The sequence below is a fragment of the Paenibacillus litoralis genome, from assembly GCF_046244365.1.
Lineage (GTDB): Bacteria > Bacillota > Bacilli > Paenibacillales > NBRC-103111 > Paenibacillus_V.
This window is the reverse complement of the sequence record NZ_CP176395.1, coordinates 1,000,379-1,015,694: the sequence shown is the minus strand read 5'-3', so window position 1 is coordinate 1,015,694 and position 15,316 is coordinate 1,000,379. Positions and strand designations below refer to the sequence as shown.

At 54.0% G+C, this 15,316-nt stretch carries 14 protein-coding genes and 1 pseudogene; 7 read left to right on the top strand and 8 right to left on the bottom strand.

Annotation, left to right across the window (positions count from 1 at the left end):
• Positions 1–19: 19 nt before the first annotated feature.
• The 7 genes from ACKGJP_RS04310 to ACKGJP_RS04280 all read right to left on the bottom strand — a co-directional run bounded on the left by ACKGJP_RS04310 (position 20) and on the right by ACKGJP_RS04280 (position 6,700).
• Entirely contained in the window at positions 20–748 is a 729-nt protein-coding gene (locus tag ACKGJP_RS04310; RefSeq protein WP_409344458.1) for an NAD-dependent protein deacylase, read from the bottom strand.
• 138 nt (positions 749–886) lie between these two features.
• Positions 887–1,858, bottom strand: a complete 972-nt coding sequence (locus ACKGJP_RS04305; protein ID WP_409344457.1) for a Gfo/Idh/MocA family protein — start codon at positions 1,856–1,858, stop codon at positions 887–889.
• 33 nt (positions 1,859–1,891) lie between these two features.
• A complete protein-coding gene (locus ACKGJP_RS04300) occupies positions 1,892–2,911 on the bottom strand; it encodes a Gfo/Idh/MocA family protein (protein ID WP_409344456.1) in 1,020 nt (339 codons plus the stop codon).
• A gap of 345 nt (positions 2,912–3,256) precedes the next feature.
• On the bottom strand, positions 3,257–4,624 hold the full coding sequence (locus tag ACKGJP_RS04295; protein WP_409344455.1) for an ABC transporter permease: 1,368 nt from the start codon (positions 4,622–4,624) through the stop codon (positions 3,257–3,259).
• A 26-nt stretch (positions 4,625–4,650) separates the two neighbouring features.
• Entirely contained in the window at positions 4,651–5,400 is a 750-nt protein-coding gene (locus ACKGJP_RS04290) for an ABC transporter ATP-binding protein (protein WP_409344454.1), read from the bottom strand.
• Positions 5,401–5,456: 56 nt separating this feature from the next.
• A complete protein-coding gene (locus ACKGJP_RS04285; RefSeq protein ID WP_409344453.1) occupies positions 5,457–5,774 on the bottom strand; it encodes a hypothetical protein in 318 nt (105 codons plus the stop codon).
• Entirely contained in the window at positions 5,771–6,700 is a 930-nt protein-coding gene (locus ACKGJP_RS04280) for a D-alanyl-D-alanine carboxypeptidase family protein (RefSeq protein WP_409344452.1), read from the bottom strand. Before ACKGJP_RS04280 ends, ACKGJP_RS04285 begins: the two co-directional genes overlap by 4 nt.
• Before the next feature lie 207 nt (positions 6,701–6,907).
• On the opposite strand from ACKGJP_RS04280, the gene ACKGJP_RS04275 reads away from it, so the two are divergent.
• From ACKGJP_RS04275 to ACKGJP_RS04255, 5 genes are read left to right on the top strand one after another with little or no spacing between them, the layout of a single operon-like run.
• Positions 6,908–8,512 carry a spore germination protein gene (locus ACKGJP_RS04275; RefSeq protein WP_409344451.1) on the top strand — a complete coding sequence of 535 codons (1,605 nt, stop codon included), beginning with the start codon at positions 6,908–6,910 and terminating at the stop codon, positions 8,510–8,512.
• Positions 8,513–8,535: 23 nt separating this feature from the next.
• Positions 8,536–9,741 carry a Ger(x)C family spore germination protein gene (locus ACKGJP_RS04270; protein ID WP_409344450.1) on the top strand — a complete coding sequence of 402 codons (1,206 nt, stop codon included), beginning with the start codon at positions 8,536–8,538 and terminating at the stop codon, positions 9,739–9,741.
• A 13-nt stretch (positions 9,742–9,754) separates the two neighbouring features.
• On the top strand, positions 9,755–9,988 hold the full coding sequence (locus tag ACKGJP_RS04265; RefSeq protein ID WP_409344449.1) for a hypothetical protein: 234 nt from the start codon (positions 9,755–9,757) through the stop codon (positions 9,986–9,988).
• A 45-nt stretch (positions 9,989–10,033) separates the two neighbouring features.
• Complete coding sequence (locus tag ACKGJP_RS04260; protein ID WP_409347067.1) at positions 10,034–11,128, top strand: endospore germination permease; 1,095 nt, start codon at positions 10,034–10,036, stop codon at positions 11,126–11,128.
• A gap of 15 nt (positions 11,129–11,143) precedes the next feature.
• Positions 11,144–12,268, top strand: coding sequence for an endospore germination permease (locus tag ACKGJP_RS04255; RefSeq protein ID WP_409344448.1), 1,125 nt, complete (start codon positions 11,144–11,146; stop codon positions 12,266–12,268).
• A gap of 128 nt (positions 12,269–12,396) precedes the next feature.
• Here the strand turns inward: ACKGJP_RS04255 and phnW are convergent.
• Positions 12,397–13,240 (bottom strand): annotated as a pseudogene (phnW, locus tag ACKGJP_RS04250) (2-aminoethylphosphonate--pyruvate transaminase); the annotation flags it as partial.
• Positions 13,241–13,603: 363 nt separating this feature from the next.
• Between phnW and ACKGJP_RS04245 the strand changes: the two are divergent.
• Together ACKGJP_RS04245 and ACKGJP_RS04240 are read left to right on the top strand one after the other, a co-directional pair.
• Positions 13,604–14,935: an ArsB/NhaD family transporter gene (locus ACKGJP_RS04245; protein ID WP_409344447.1), complete on the top strand. Its 1,332-nt coding sequence runs from the start codon at positions 13,604–13,606 to the stop codon at positions 14,933–14,935.
• Between the two features lie 168 nt (positions 14,936–15,103).
• Positions 15,104–15,262 carry a hypothetical protein gene (locus tag ACKGJP_RS04240; RefSeq protein ID WP_409344446.1) on the top strand — a complete coding sequence of 53 codons (159 nt, stop codon included), beginning with the start codon at positions 15,104–15,106 and terminating at the stop codon, positions 15,260–15,262.
• The last annotated feature ends 54 nt before the right edge of the window (positions 15,263–15,316 follow it).

The following is a 15,316-nucleotide window of genomic DNA, read 5'->3' as shown; positions in this document are numbered from 1 at the left end:
GTATAGTTACCTTCCAAACTTATTGGGTAAGCGCCATCATTACTTTTCCTATACTATCGTTAATGAGGAAACGCGCGCTTCTATCGTACGGCGTGGATGCTTTGTTGATCAGGATCAGCTTATCTCCCCGGTATTGCCTAACCAGCCCTGCGGCAGGGTTGACTGTGAGCGACGTCCCTCCGACGATAAGCACGTCCGCTTCCGCGATGGCAGCGACCGCTTTCTGAAGCACGTCCACGTCGAGCATTTCTTCGTAGAGCACGACATCGGGTTTGACGACTCCGCCGCATTCGTCGCAAAGCGGGACCGCGTCAACACTCTCGAGAATATGCCCAAGTCCGAAAAACTTGGCGCATATCATGCAATGGTTCCGGTGCACCGAGCCATGCAGCTCGAGCACGCTTCGGCTGCCTGCCTGCTGATGCAGGCCGTCGATATTTTGCGTAATGACCGCGCGCAGCCTGCCTGCCCGTTCCATATCCGCCAGCGCGAGATGAGCCGCATTCGGCTTCGCGTCCGGATAGATCATTTTCGTGCGGTAAAAATCGTAAAAGTCTTCCGTATGCGCGGTAAAAAAACTGCGGCTCAGCATCACTTCAGGCGGATAAGCCTGCTTCGTCCGCGTCCGGTAAAGACCGGCCTCCGATCTAAAATCAGGGATGCCGCTTTCCGTGGACGTCCCCGCTCCTCCAAAAAAGACGATGTTCCGGCTCGACGCTGCGATCCGTTTCACCTCTTCGAACGACATGGCTTTGTACTCCTCCTTCGGCGAACCGCGCGAGATTGCGTTTAACGTAACGCCCGGAATGATCGGACGTTCTACTTATTCGCGATTGCCTCACGATTTCCTTGCCGCCATGGAGGACGGGATCGAAAGCTGAGCGCGCTACACGAAGACGGGCTTGCTCTCTTCGGACGAGCGATTGGCTGCGAGCGTAAAAGCCAGGGTCTTCAGCCCGTCTTGATAATTGCTCAGTATCGGCGTACGGGAGCCCGTTTTCACCGCTTCGATAAAGGCTTTGCTCTGCTCGTAATAAGCGTCCATCTTCGATACCTTCGTCACATTTTGCTTGTCGTCGACGATCGTGAGCGTTGCCCCGTTGCCGCTTAGATGGACAAAAAAATCTTGCCCGAAAAATTTAATATCCGAAGCGGAATGATAAGCGGACAGGCACGATTCGGTTATGCTGCCGATCGTTCCCTGCTCCATCGTGAACGAAATGGCGCCTGCATCGTAAATCGTTCCTTCGGGATTTACCCGGTCAAAGGAAAGGCGTCCGAAGTTGGCATGAACCTCGCGGAATTCCCCGGCCATAAACCGGATCATGTCCACCTGATGTGTGACGGCATCGACCAGATGCCCGCCCGACATATCCAACCGATGCCACCATTTGGCAGGATGGGAGCCGCCAAAACGAAAGGCTTGAATCAGATGCGCCTGCCGGTCCGCCAAGTACGCTTTCGCTTCCTGAACCGTATCGAGGTAGCGCAGACAATAGCCGACGGAGTGGATCACGCCGGAATCGCCTATCGCGATCGCCTTCCGCTTAACTTCCTCCGCATCGAGCCCCAGCGGCTTCTCCACAAACAGATGAATGCCCCGGCGCGCAGCGGTTTCATCGAGGTCTCCTCTGGCAAATTGCGGCGTACAAAGGTATACGGCATCGATCCGGGCCGGGTCCAGCACTTGATCCGCGCTGTCCATTACCGCAGCTCCCGTGCTTTCGGCCACTTTGGCTGCCTGCTCCCGGTTCACGTCGTAAACGCACACGATCTCGGCGCCGTCAATCTGCTGCAATCCTTTGATATGAGCCAGCGCGATTCCGCCGACTCCGATAAATCCGATTTTGATACTCATGTTCTATCGCCAGTCCTTTCGGCCTTGTTTCTATTATTTTGTACGCGGAACCTTGACGCTTTTGCCGCTTGCAATCGACTCGTCAATGGCATAACTCGTTTCCATGGATTGCAGAGCATCGAAGAAATCGCAGCGCGTCTTCGTCTTATGACGGACCGCCTGCACGAAATCATCGATTTCCTCGACAAAAGGATGATGAGAAACGTCCCCGCTGTCCGGCAAAATGGTCGGAATCGTCGCATAGTCCGTCTGTCCCGGCAGCTTGTGGCTGTACAACTGGTTGTTTAGTATCGCGCCTTTTTCGCCGAGCAGATGTACGTTGAACTTGTATGTCGTTTTACACTCCAGGGAGGAGGAAACCTTGCCGATACCGCCGTTTGCGAGCTTGAATATGGCGATGGCGTTCGGATCGAACTCGTAGTCGGAATCGGCCCACGTACGGCAGCCGTACGCGGTCACTTCTTCGATATCGCCGGCGAAATACCGGACGGCGTCGACCGCATGGCAGCCTGCGGACAGCATGCTGCTGCCGCCCAGCGCTTTGGTCTTGCTCCAACGGTACTGCGGATACTGCGGACCGACATGGTGCCAATAATCGATCTGTGCCATGAACACGCGGCCGATCGCATCGTCTTCGATAAGCGCTTTCGTATTCTTGAACGACGGATTCCAGCGCAGGACGAAGCCTACGACGGTTTGCACTTGGCTGGCCTCGATCGCATCGGCCATCGTCCATAGCGATTTCCGGTCCAAAGCCATCGGCTTCTCAAGCACGATATGCTTGCCGTGACGCGCAGCCAGCACCGTCTGCTCGGCCCGGATGTCCGGCGTAGAGCACAACACGACGGCATCGGCATTCGCGTCCTGCACCGCATCCTCGAAACGGCTGAAGATGCGTGCATCGATGGACAATTCGGCCAGCCTCTTCTTCGCATGCTCCGTATTTTGGCTCACGATTCCGTATACTTCCGCATCCTCGCGGGCATGAATCGCTTTTAAATACTCCCCCGCCACCCAGCCCGTACCTGCGACGATAAATCTCAGCTTTGACATGACTATCCCTCCCGGATCGGATCAAGTTATCCTTCATTCCACATGTGTCGTGCGTAATGCGATGATCGCCCCACTGTCGTCAAATACCGGATTGCCGCCTGGCACAATCGCATTTGGTCCCTGTTATGAGAATATTGTATTTCAATCCGCTCGAGTCTTCTTTACCATTAAATCCATTTCCTTTATTAAATCGTCCAAACGATTGAGACTTGGCGAATCATCCATCCCATTACCGAATCTACAACACTCCCTCCGTTGCCAATATTGCCGGCTGCTTATTCCGATGCCCCAAAAAAAAGCATCTCCGGCAGCTTCCGCCGGAAATGCTTGTTTATCGAGCACGTTCTATACGTCCCGCCGCAGCGCACGCAGCACGTCGACCTTGGTCGCCCGCTTCGCCGGACGGGAGCCGGACAAAATGGCGACGCCCAGCGAAATGACGGCGGCCAGCACTGCGAGTAACGGCGGAATAAGCGAGAAGCGGAAATCGCTCGGTACCTTCTCGTCCAGGAACGATTGGATCAAAACCGGCAGCGCGGCGTTCACCGCGACCGACAGCACGTACGAGACGACGATCCCGATGATGGCTCCGAAGACGCCGATCAAGCCGCTCTCCAAGAGAAAAATGCGGCGGATCGCCGACGGATGCGCGCCGATCGCCTTCATGATGCCGATATCTTGAGCACGCTCGGTCACCGCCATCGTCATCGTATTGAAAATACCGATCGATGCGATCAGAACGGCGATCGTGCCGACAAAGACGAGGCCGATCTTCATAATCAGGAAGACCATATTGACCTGCTTCAACTCGCTCGCGATCGAATGATTTAAGTACCCCTTCTCCCGGATCTGCTCGCCGATGCCTTTTACATTCTGGGCATTGTCGGCAATGATCTGCACCTGGCTATATTGACGAGGCTCGTTCACCGCTTTCGGCTGATCCTCCGCCGGCATGTCCTTAGGCGCGTTCGGCTGGCGCATCTCCCCGAGCTGAGTCCCGGTTATCGCTTCGATCTTCTGAAGCAGCTGCTCCCCGATATACACATTATTATCCTTTTTCCATTCGCGCGTCGGTTCCCCCGTTACGCCGACGATCGTAACGGTCATCGGCGTTTTCTGTTCTGCGCCGTTCACGAACTGCCGGACCTCCAACTGCATCTTCTTGCCGATCCATTCCTTCGCCGGAACGGCTGCAGGCTTGCTTGGCGCGGACTCCGCACTGACTTGGCCGGCAGCGGAAGGCTCCGGTTCCTTCTCCCGGATGTTGTAGCCGATCACGACTTCATCCTCCCCTTGCGGCAGCCTGCCCTCGCTCAGTCCGAAGCCGGCCTTCCCCTCGGCCTCAAAGTCGACGGCGACCGTGCCTCCTCCAGCGACTGCAGTACCGTCAACCGTTTTATTCAATCCTTGCTTCAGGAAATTGCGGTACGTTACCGCTTTGACATGCTCCACCGAGCGTAAATATTGAAGATCGTCGCCGTTTATGGCGTTCTCCATTTTACCGCCGGTTTCTTTGCCCCAAACTTCTATAGCCGTTACAAGCCGGTCGCCGACCATTTTATCGACGATGCTCTTCTGCAGTCCGAAGCCGACGGAAGCCAGCACGATCAGAAACGCGCACCCCATTGCGGTTGCGAGAACGGTCATGAACAGACGCGATTTGTTCTTTTTCATATTTTGCCGGACGAACCGGACCTGATCCGAAAATTTCATCGTTTTTTCTCCTTTTCCTGCCTAGCTTATGACCTTACAAGCGGAATTACGCTGCCGAGATCGTCCGGCAGAGCTTCTACGTGACCGTTTCCATCCAGCCTGCGGACAAGCCGCCCGTCCTGAAGCTTCACCGTACGATGCGCGACGGCAGCGACCTGATCGTCATGGGTAATAATAAGAAAGGTCGTCCCCTGCTCCCTGTTCAGCTCACCGATCAAGGCGAGCAATTGCCGCTCGTTCTCGCTGTCCAAACTGCCTGTCGGCTCGTCCGCGAGCACGATCGGCGGATTCAGAACAAGCGCCCTGGCGACCGAAACCCGCTGCTGCTGACCGCCGGACAGCTCGCCCGGGTAATGGCCGGCGCACTCCGACAGCCCGACCCGGTCCAGCAGCTCGTTTACCTTCTTTTTACGCTGCTCGAGGCCAATCCCCTTCAGTACGAGCGGCAGCTCGACATTCTCGAAGGCCGTCATGCTCGGGATGAGCTGAAAGCTTTGAAACATGAACCCGAAGTGGGCAAGCCGGAAGTCCGCCCATTCTCCTTCGCTCAGCTTCGTTACGTTCCTGCCCATGACCCGGATTTCTCCCGAAGTCGGCCGAATATATCCGGAAACCAGATTGAGCAGCGTCGACTTCCCGGAGCCGCTTCGTCCGACGATCGCCACGACCTCGCCCTGCTCCACGCGCATGTCGATATGATGAAGAACGGGAATGACGCGTTCCTTCCCTTTCTTGCCGATTGCAAATTGATGGCTGATTGCGTTCACTTCGATCATTTTGCTTCCTCCACTCTCTACTTCTATATAGTCGCAATTGACGGTTCGGCGTTCCGTTATCCGGCAAATCCCGCCCGCTGCTGCAGTACCCCGCGCTTGACGCTCAGCGCATGTATCGTTGCGGCCCGTTTCACTTTATGGCGCCGCACCGCTTCCGTCTCTTCAAAGAAAGTGTCGTCGCGCAGCAGCTCCGCAAGCGCCTTGCGCGACGCCACGATCGCCTCCGCTTCTTCCATCAGCAAATAAAACGCGACTCTGTAGCAAAAGCATTCGTAGTCCTTAAGCACGCTCACCCTCGCGGACGAATCCGAAATCCGATCGGTATGCTCCCGCTTGCGGTCGTTACGATCTGCAGCTTTCTCCCAACGTTTCATTTCCTTCCTCCGTTCTCCAGCAGCAGTCTGGAATCGCGCCAAACGTCCTCCGCCGTCGAGTGCAGCACGACCGCGATCACTTCGGTATTTCCCTTGACCGCAGAAGAGACGAGGCAGTAGCCGGCCTGATCCGTAAAGCCCGTTTTGATTCCGCTCGCAGCGGCATAAAAATACGGCGTCTCCTTCTGCAGCAGCTTATTCGTATTGGCAAGCGCCAGCTTGACGGTTCCTTGGCCCCGGGTGGAAACCGTGGCCGGATAGGCGGCCGATTGCACGACCGTTCGGAACCGCTCGTTGTTCATCGCCTCTTTGGCGATCAGCGCCAAATCGCGCGCTGTCGTCACATGGCGGTCGTCGTGCAGACCGTGCGGATTCACGAAATTCGTATCCTTCGCCCCTGCCTTCTTCGCCCGGTCATTCATCAGCTTGGCGAAATAGCGGATGCACTCGTCCTCGCTCATTTTGCCGTTGCCGCTCAACCTCCGCGACAAGTGTACGGCGACCGCTCTTGCCGCGTCGTTGCCGGACGGCAGCATCATCGCGTAGACGAGATCGATCAGCGCCGCCGTTTGACCCTGCTTGAGTCCCGCCTTGCTTTCGCCGGCTTCCTTCAGATGCACCTCGGCGCCGACGGTTACTTCCTCGTCGGGCTTGCCTTTTTCCAGCGCGATCAGGGCAGTAACGATTTTCGTCGTGCTGGCGGGATACATGCGCTGACTTTCCTTTTTGGCGAATAACAATTCCCCGGTTTTCCCGTCCATCAATACGGCGCTTTCTCCGGTTATATCCTGCGCGTCCAAGGATCCGCCGCCGTTTGCCGATCCGGCAACCCGCTGAAAAGCGTGTACGACGCTATTTCTTACGGATTGTCCGCTTGCCGCAAACAGGAGAAGCAGACACCCGGCCGCAACGATCCATTTTTTCATCTTGAACGACCTCTTCGCTAATGGGCTTGCGGAACTTCCTTCCGCTTGAACCACTATACCGGACAACGTTTAAGCATTCGAAAAGTAAACGTAAAGAATTCCTTAAGTTAATCTATAGAAATCTAAAGGAATATCCAGCCCCGGTATAAAATTCCACCTCCGAACAAACGCTAACAATGGAAATCCGGGATGTAAGGAGACAGAACGATGGGCAAGCTTACGCGTCTGCTGCAAAAAAAATTTCTACGTCCATCAACCGGCACGAAGACCGGCAAGCCGGAGGAGCATGCCGCAGGGACGGAAACACCGCTGCTTCCAGACCTGCAGCCAAACTTGCAAACCATAAAAGAAACGCTCGGCTTTAGCTCGGATCTGGTCGTCAGGGAAATTCGCATCGGCATTTCCGGAAGCATCAAGGCCGGTATTGTTTACACGGAAGGAATGGCGGATAAAGAGATCATCAACCGGTTCATGGATTCGGTCATGCTTCAGTCGAGGGAAGCCGATCTTTCCCGTAACGCCGTTCCCTCGGGGAATACGATGACATTGCTGAAGGAATTTATCCTAACGCTAGGCGATCTTAAGGAGGTTCAAGATTATAAGTCCTTATTCGCCGCTGTCCTGTCAGGGGACACCGTCATCCTGGTCGACGGCTTCGAGTACGGTTTCATTGCCGGAACGAAAGGCTTTGAAGACCGCGGAGTCCAAGAAGCGTCCGTGCAGACGGTCGTTCGCGGGCCCCGCGAAGCGTTCTCGGAGAACTTGCGCACGAACACCTCGCTGATCCGGCGGAAAATCAACAACCCCAAGCTATGGCTGGAAACGATAACGATCGGCCGGGTGACGCAGACCAAAGTGGCGGTCATGTATGTGAAAGGCATCGCCAGCGACAAAATCGTCGAAGAGGTTCGCGCCAGACTGAAGCGGATCGATATCGACGGCATCTTCGAGAGCGGCAACATCGAGGAACTGATCCAGGACGAGACGATCACTCCTTTTCCCACGATCTACAACACGGAACGGCCCGACGCGGTCGCCGCCAATCTGCTCGAAGGCCGCATCGCCATACTCGTCGACGGAACCCCTGTCGTCCTTTTGGTACCGGTCGTATTTACGCAATTTTTGCAATCGCCCGAAGACTATTACCAGAGATCCGATTTCGGACTTCTCCGCTTTTTGCGCATCATTGCCTTTTTCATTACGCTTCTTGCCCCATCCATATACATTTCGGTCACGACGTTTCATCAGGAGATGCTGCCGACAACGCTGATGACGAGCATCGCCGCACAAAGGGAGAGGGTTCCGTTTCCCGCCGCGGTGGAAGCGTTCCTGATGGAATTTACGTTCGAGCTGCTGCGAGAAGCGGGAATCCGGATGCCGCGGGCGGTAGGACCCGCCATTTCGATCGTCGGCGCACTCGTGCTTGGCGAAGCGGCCGTTCGGGCCGGTTTCGTTTCTTCGGCGATGGTCATCGTCGTATCCATTACGGCGATTGCCAGTTTTATTCTGCCTTCGTTCGCCATATCGATTCCGGTTCGCATCCTTCGCTTCCTGCTCATGGGATTCGCCGCAAGCTTCGGATTATTCGGCATTTTTGTCGGCCTGATCGTGCTCAACCTGCATTTGTGCAGCCTGCGTTCCTTCGGGATTCCTTATATGGCCCCGCTCGCTCCCATGATCGCCGCCGACCAGAAGGATACGATATTCCGGCTGCCGTTATGGGCGATGCGTACGCGCCCCCGATTAATCAGTCAAAACAATGTCGTCCGGCAGCAAACGCGTCCACCCGAACCGGACGGGGAATCCAAGTAATTTTACCGGTCTGGTGGTGTGTCATGATGCGTAAAACGACGGCTTTGTGCGTTCTGGTTATCATCTGTGCGCTTTCAGCGGGCTGCTGGAGCCGAAAGGAAATGAACGATATCGCGATCGTTACGGGGCTTGCCGTCGACAAGGCGGGAGACCGCTACCTGCTTTCCGCCCAAATATTGAATCCCGGCCAAATGGCGAACCAGGAGGGACAAGGCGGCGGCGGTACGCCGGTTACGACCTTCGCCACGGAAACGGATACGATCCATGAAGGCATTCGCAAATTGACGACCGTCTCCCCGCGAAAGCTGTATTTTGCCCATATCCGGATATTCGTGATCGGGGAGGAGCTCGCCAAAGAAGGCATTCGCAACGTTCTGGACCTGCTGCTCCGAGATCATGAGCTTCGTCCGGATTTCTACGTCGCGGTGGCGAAAGGAACGAAAGCCGTCAATATACTGAGCACTTTTACCACGCTTGAAAAAGTGCCGGCGGAGAAATTGTACAGAGGGCTGGAAGTGTCGCAAAAATATTGGTCTCCCTCGGTCGGCGTCCATTTGGATGCTCTTATCTCGGCTTTGATAAGCGACGGCAAACAGCCTGCCTTATCGGGCCTTGAGATTAACGGAGACAAGCAAAAAGCGGGTAAAGACGAAAATATCAAAGTGATCCGTCCCGAAGCCTTGCTCAAATATACTTCCATCGGCGTCTTTAAAGAAGATCGGCTGGTCGGCTGGTTGAACGAGGGCGAAAGCAGAGGCTATAGCTTCGTTATCGATAATGTGAGCCAATCCGTCGGAGACGTCACTTGTCCGGATGGTGGAAAGCTTGTCATCGAGCTGCTGCGCGCCAAAACGAAATTGAAGGGGAAATATGTCGGCGATACCCCGGAGATCGACATCGTCATCCATCTCGAAGGAAACGTAAGCGAGGTCGAGTGCAAAATCGACTTATCCCAAACGAAGGCCCTCTATGAATTGGAGAAAAGAACGGAGCAGCGGATACAGAAATATGTGGAATCGGTCGTACACAAGGTTCAAAGCCAATACAAGTCGGACATCTTCGGTTTCGGGGAAGCGATGCACCGCGATCAGCCCAAACGCTGGAAAACGGTCAAGAAGGATTGGGATCAGGAATTCACGAAGGTGAAAATCAATCCGAAGATCGATGTGAAGCTTCGCCGTACGGGCAAGATCGGGAAATCGTTCATCCAGGAAATGAAAAACGACTGAGGAGCGGATCGACATGTGGCCGATCATATCGATTATCGTGATCTGCGTCGGGATCGTCGCGGTCGAGGTTCCTTCGCTGCGGAAACAGAAGCGTAAAAAGGAACTGTGGATCTTCTGGGCATTGCTCGTATTCGGTGCGGGACTGACCGTCGCGGATGCGCTTCAGGTTAAGATCCCGAATCCGCTGGATTGGATTTCGATCGTATACAAACCGCTAAGCGACCTGATTTACAAGCCGCTAAAGTAATGTCGGGGGAATCCATGCTCCATAAGGATAAAGTAGGTGAGCAAGATGCTTGATAACGGGAAAATCAGCCCGCGCCAATACATGATTATCGTGACTCTCTTTACCGTCGGGGACTGGATCCTGTACGTTCCCAACTGGCTGGCTGCGGAGGCCAAGCAGGATGCATGGATCGGCGCGGCGTTTTGCTTGGGAGAAGGGCTGCTTGCAGCCCTGCTGTTCATGGCGCTTGCCGGACGATTTCCCCGGCAAGCGATTACCCAATACGGCGGAGTGATTCTCGGCAGAGTGCTTGGCTGGCCGATAGCCCTCCTCTACGTCATCTTCTTTCTCTTCGACGCCTCCATTATCCTGAGAGAGCTCGGGGACTTTATGACGACGCAAATCATGCCGGAAACGCCGATCGAATCGATTCTGATCCTTTTTACGGTAAGCATCGTCATCGGGACAAGGCTTGGAGCGGAAACGATCAGCCGGTCGTCCGAGCTGTTGTTTCCATTGGTGATTTTGCTCTTTTGCATCCTGATCCTCTTTATTTGGCCCCAGATCGAGATCAGGCATATTCGGCCCGTCTTCGAAGAAGGCGTGAAGCCGATCATGAGCGGCAACTTGAGAATCTTAGGCGTACTAGAGGAAGCCGTCATTCTTCTGATGCTTTTTCCTTATGTCAACCAGCCCCGCAAAGCGGCAAAAGCGTTTACGTTCGGCATCTTGACCGGTCTATTCCTATTGACCGTGCTCACGGCTGTATGCATCCTTGTGCTTGGCCACGACTTAACCGCGATGTACGGGTATCCGAGCTATGCGCTGGCTCAAAAAATAAGCGTGGGCAACTTTTTCGAACGGATCGAGGTCATCGTCGCCTTCCTCTGGTTCATGACGATTTACACGAAAATTACAGTATGCTTCTATGCCGCATCGTTAGGTGTCGCCCATTTGTTCCGACTGGCCAACTACCGATTCTTGACGCTGCCGCTTGCTATCGTCATGTACAACCTTGCCATTATATTCGTGCCGAATAAGCCTTACTTCGATACGTTCGTCTCCCTGTTCTGGACGCCTTATACGCTAACGTACGGCCTCTTTTTCCCTGTACTCTTCCTGTTCGTGGCTATGCTGCGCAAAAAATCCGGACAATCATAAGGCAGGCGGGATGCAATGAATCGCAATGAGAAAATAAGCGCGAGGCAGTTTATGATACTGGTCATCCTGTTCACGGTCGGAACCTCGATCCTGATCACGCCTTCAGGTTTGGCAGCTGAAGCCAAACAGGACGCCTGGATAACCGTGATCGTCGGAATGGCGGAAGGCGCGCTCCTGCTGCTGCTCTATATAGCCCTTGCTATGCGGTATCCCCGGCTGACGCTTGTCGAAATCAGCCTGGAAGTGTTGGGCAAGTGGCTCGGCACGATCGTCTCGCTCTCTTTTGCCAGCTTCGGCATTATCGCCGCCGCCACCGTTATTTGGGGGGTCGGTAATTTCGTGACAACGGAGCTCATGCCGGAGACGCCGATCAAAGCCGTCAATATTTTGTTCGGCGCCATCGTCGTCATCGGAACCCGACTTGGCATCGAATCGCTCGGGCGTTCCGCCGAGCTTGCGTTTCCAATCGTCGTCGTTCTATTTTTCATCCTGGTCATCTTTACACTCCCGCAAATCGATTTCGACAACATGCGTCCTGTGCTGGAAACGGGAATCAAACCGCACCTGAAAGCGTCTCTCTCCTATACCAGCTTCTCTTACTTGCCGCTTATCGTGCTTTTGATGATCTTTCCGAGCCAGCTGGCGAATCCGGTTAAAGCGAAAACATCCTTTTGGACAGCAACGCTTACGGGAGGGACGGTCATGATCTTGATCGTGATGCTCGATATTTTGGTCCTGCGGGCCGATATAACGGCGCAAACGACCTACGTATCGTTTATGCTGGCCGGGAAAATCCGAGTATTCGATTTCCTCCAGCGGTTCGAGGCCGTCGTTGCGGGAATTTGGTTTACCGGCATGTTCTATAAAACGTGCATCTATTATTATTCGGCCGTTTACGGGATTGCCCAGGCATTCAAGCTGAACGATTACCGGACGATTGTCATGCCGCTCGGACTCGCGCTCATCACCTTGTCTCATTTCATCTATCCGAGCATTGTGTACGCCCAAACCTGGGATGTAAAGTCATGGGTGCCCTATACGATTTCGTACGGTTTGTTTCTGCCGGTCCTGCTTCTCTTAGCCGGGGCCTTGCGGGGGAGCCGCAAGGACAGGCCGCGAAACCCGGAGCCCGGACAATAGCGGTATCCCCTCGAAACGGGCGGGCGCCTGCATCCGCAGGAATAACCTCGCGGCATTTCCTGGAAAACAAAAAACGACGGCCTCCTAACCGGGAATAGCCGCCGCCCCTCTTATTCCATGCCGCCTGTTTACCAGAACCGTTCTTGCCGGATCGCCTCCAAGAGCCGTTCCATATCGGCAGCCGTCACTTCTCCGATATTGCCTACCCGGAACGTATCGGCTTGCGAAATTTTGCCGGGATAAATGACGAAGCCCCTCGCTTTCAGCTTGGCATAAAAGGTAGGAAAATGAAAACCGCTCTCCGGATAAAGGAAAGACGTAATGATCGGCGACTGGCAGGCAGCCGGAAGCAGCGCCTGAATGCCCAACTCCTCCATCCCCTGTACGAGCGTCCGCTGGTTTTCCTTGTACCGCTCGTAACGCCGCCTAATTCCGCCTTCGTCCTCCAACTCCCGCAAAGCCTCGTAGAACGCCCGCACGACATGCGTCGGGGATGTAAACCGCCATTTCCCTTCATTTTTCTCCATTTGATTCCACTGATCGTACAAATCGAGCGAAAGCGAACGCGCCTGGCCTTGGCAGGCCTGCAGCCGCTCGATGCTCGCAATGACGAAGCCGAAGCCGGGCACGCCCTGAATGCACTTATTCGCGCTGCTGATCAGAAAATCGATGCCGAGCTCCGCCACATCGATCGGGATTCCGCCGAAGCTGCTCATTGCGTCGACGATGAAAACCTTATGATGCCGTTTGACGATTTCGCTGACTTGTTCGATCGGATTGAGCATGCCCGTAGTCGTTTCGCAGTGGACGACGGCTACGTGAGTGATCGCCCGATCCTGTTCGAGCGTCTCCTCAAAGCTGGGAAAGATCCGGAGGAGCCACCTCGCCGCTATCGAGCACGACGGTTTCGATCTTCAGGACTTTCCCCATCTGCGCAAGCCTTTGCCCGTAGGCGCCGTTCGTCAGGACAAGATGCCGCAGATACATTGTCAACGAAAAACCATATCAGTCGACCCCTTCCTTTCGGCTCTACCCCGCTCTTCCTTCCACGGAATTCTACCGAAAAAAAAAGGGAATGGTCATCTATCAATAACCGTCAAGCGTCACTACCTGATAAATATCAATAGATGATAGGAGATGGTTTTTCATAGAGTTAGGGATATCGACCAGTACGAGTTATAAGCCATGTACGTATAAATACAGTACATAAAAACGATTACGGTCACGAGGGGGGCCATCTATGAAAAAGAAGTAGGGAACATCGATCAAAGCTCTTGCAAGTAGAATCGATTACTAGAGAGGCACACAAATCGATCTTGGAAAAGAGGTTAACACATGCATGATTTAACGGTCATCATTACGGTATGCACCTTCTTCCTGACGATCGGGTTCATTTTCTGGCGTCCGAACGTGAATGAGGCAATACCGGCAACCGCAGGCGCTCTTTTGGTTCTTCTCAGCGGCAGCGTTACGATGTCCGATTTGGGACAAATAACCGAAACCATAAGCGGAGCCGCCATCACGATTATGGCAACGATCGTCATGGCGATCGTGCTCGAGAGCTTCGGGTTCTTTTACTGGGCCGCCGAAATCTTGACGAAAAAAGCGAAGGGATCCGGCATTCGCCTGTTCTGGCTGACGAATCTGTTCTGCTTTCTTATGACGCTGTTCGTCAACAATGACGGCAGCATTCTGATCACCACGCCGATCCTGCTGCTTTTACTGCAGAACATGGGGCTTAAAAACCATCAAAAAATACCGTATCTGCTCTCCGGAGCCTTGATCGCAACGGCCTCCAGCGCGCCGATCGGCGTTAGCAACATCGTCAATCTGATTGCGCTCAAGATCGTTCATATGGACCTCTACATGCACTCCGCCATGATGTTCGTTCCCGCATCGCTCGGCCTCGTGCTGCTTGCGGGTCTCCTGTTCGCCACTTTCTACAAAGTTCTTCCCAAGAAACTGCCGCCCGTCTCGCAATGGAATTTGATGCCGGGGAGCCATCCGCTGAAAGATGCTTATCAAGCGGAAAATCGCAACAAGTTTATGCGGAATATTTTGATCTTCGTCTTCTGCGTGCGCGTCAGCCTGTTCGTCGCTTCCTACATCCATTTCCCCGTCTCGCTCATGGCCGTTATCGGCTCCGCTTTATTGCTGGGTTGGCGCTGGATCTATTTGAAGGTTCCTCCCACCGACATGATCAAAAAAACGCCTTGGTATATTCTCATCTTCGCCTTCAGTATGTACGTGATCATTTACGGTTTGAACAACATCGGGTTGACGGAATGGCTCATTCATCTCCTCCAGCCGGTCATGTCGGGCAGCTTGCTGAACGCAAGCGTGATGATGGGCGTGCTGCTGAGCGTCTTGTCCAACTTGTTCAACAATCACCCGGCCTTGATGGTCGGTACGCTGACTTTGATGAATATGGGACTCGATCCCTTAACGCTGAAAATCTCTTATCTGGCAAGCGTCATCGGCAGCGACGTCGGCTCGCTCCTCTTGCCTATCGGTACGCTGGCTACCTTGATGTGGATGCACATTATCAAGAAAGGCGGCGTGAAAATCACATGGGGGCAATATTTGAAGGTCACCTCCGTCGTCATTCCGGTTTCCGCCATCTTTACGCTGGTCATTCTTTCCTACTGGGTCACTTGGTTGTTTTAATGCAAGGAATTCCTACTAGCACCGGAGGCTGCGACATGAACCTAATCATAAAAAAGAGACCTTCAAAAAGAAGGTCCGAAAAAAAATCATTCACACCACAGAATATGTGAAGCGGCGACAAAAAGCGTGGGTAATCCGTTGATTTGTTCGCAAATGGAGATGGGAGTTATGGAATTTGTTAAAATGGCGAAATCCATCGCCTTCGGCTTTTTATTCGGTATCATAGCCGTTGGGATTCTACCCTATTTAATCGTGAAGGCGAATAAAAAACTGGCCGGCAGCAGGCCGGTAAACGCCGAAAGCAGGGGACCGCAATTGCGTGCCTGAGTTCGATCGATAATAACGGATCGGGAAGGCGTTAAGGATCACCGGTTTACCGAA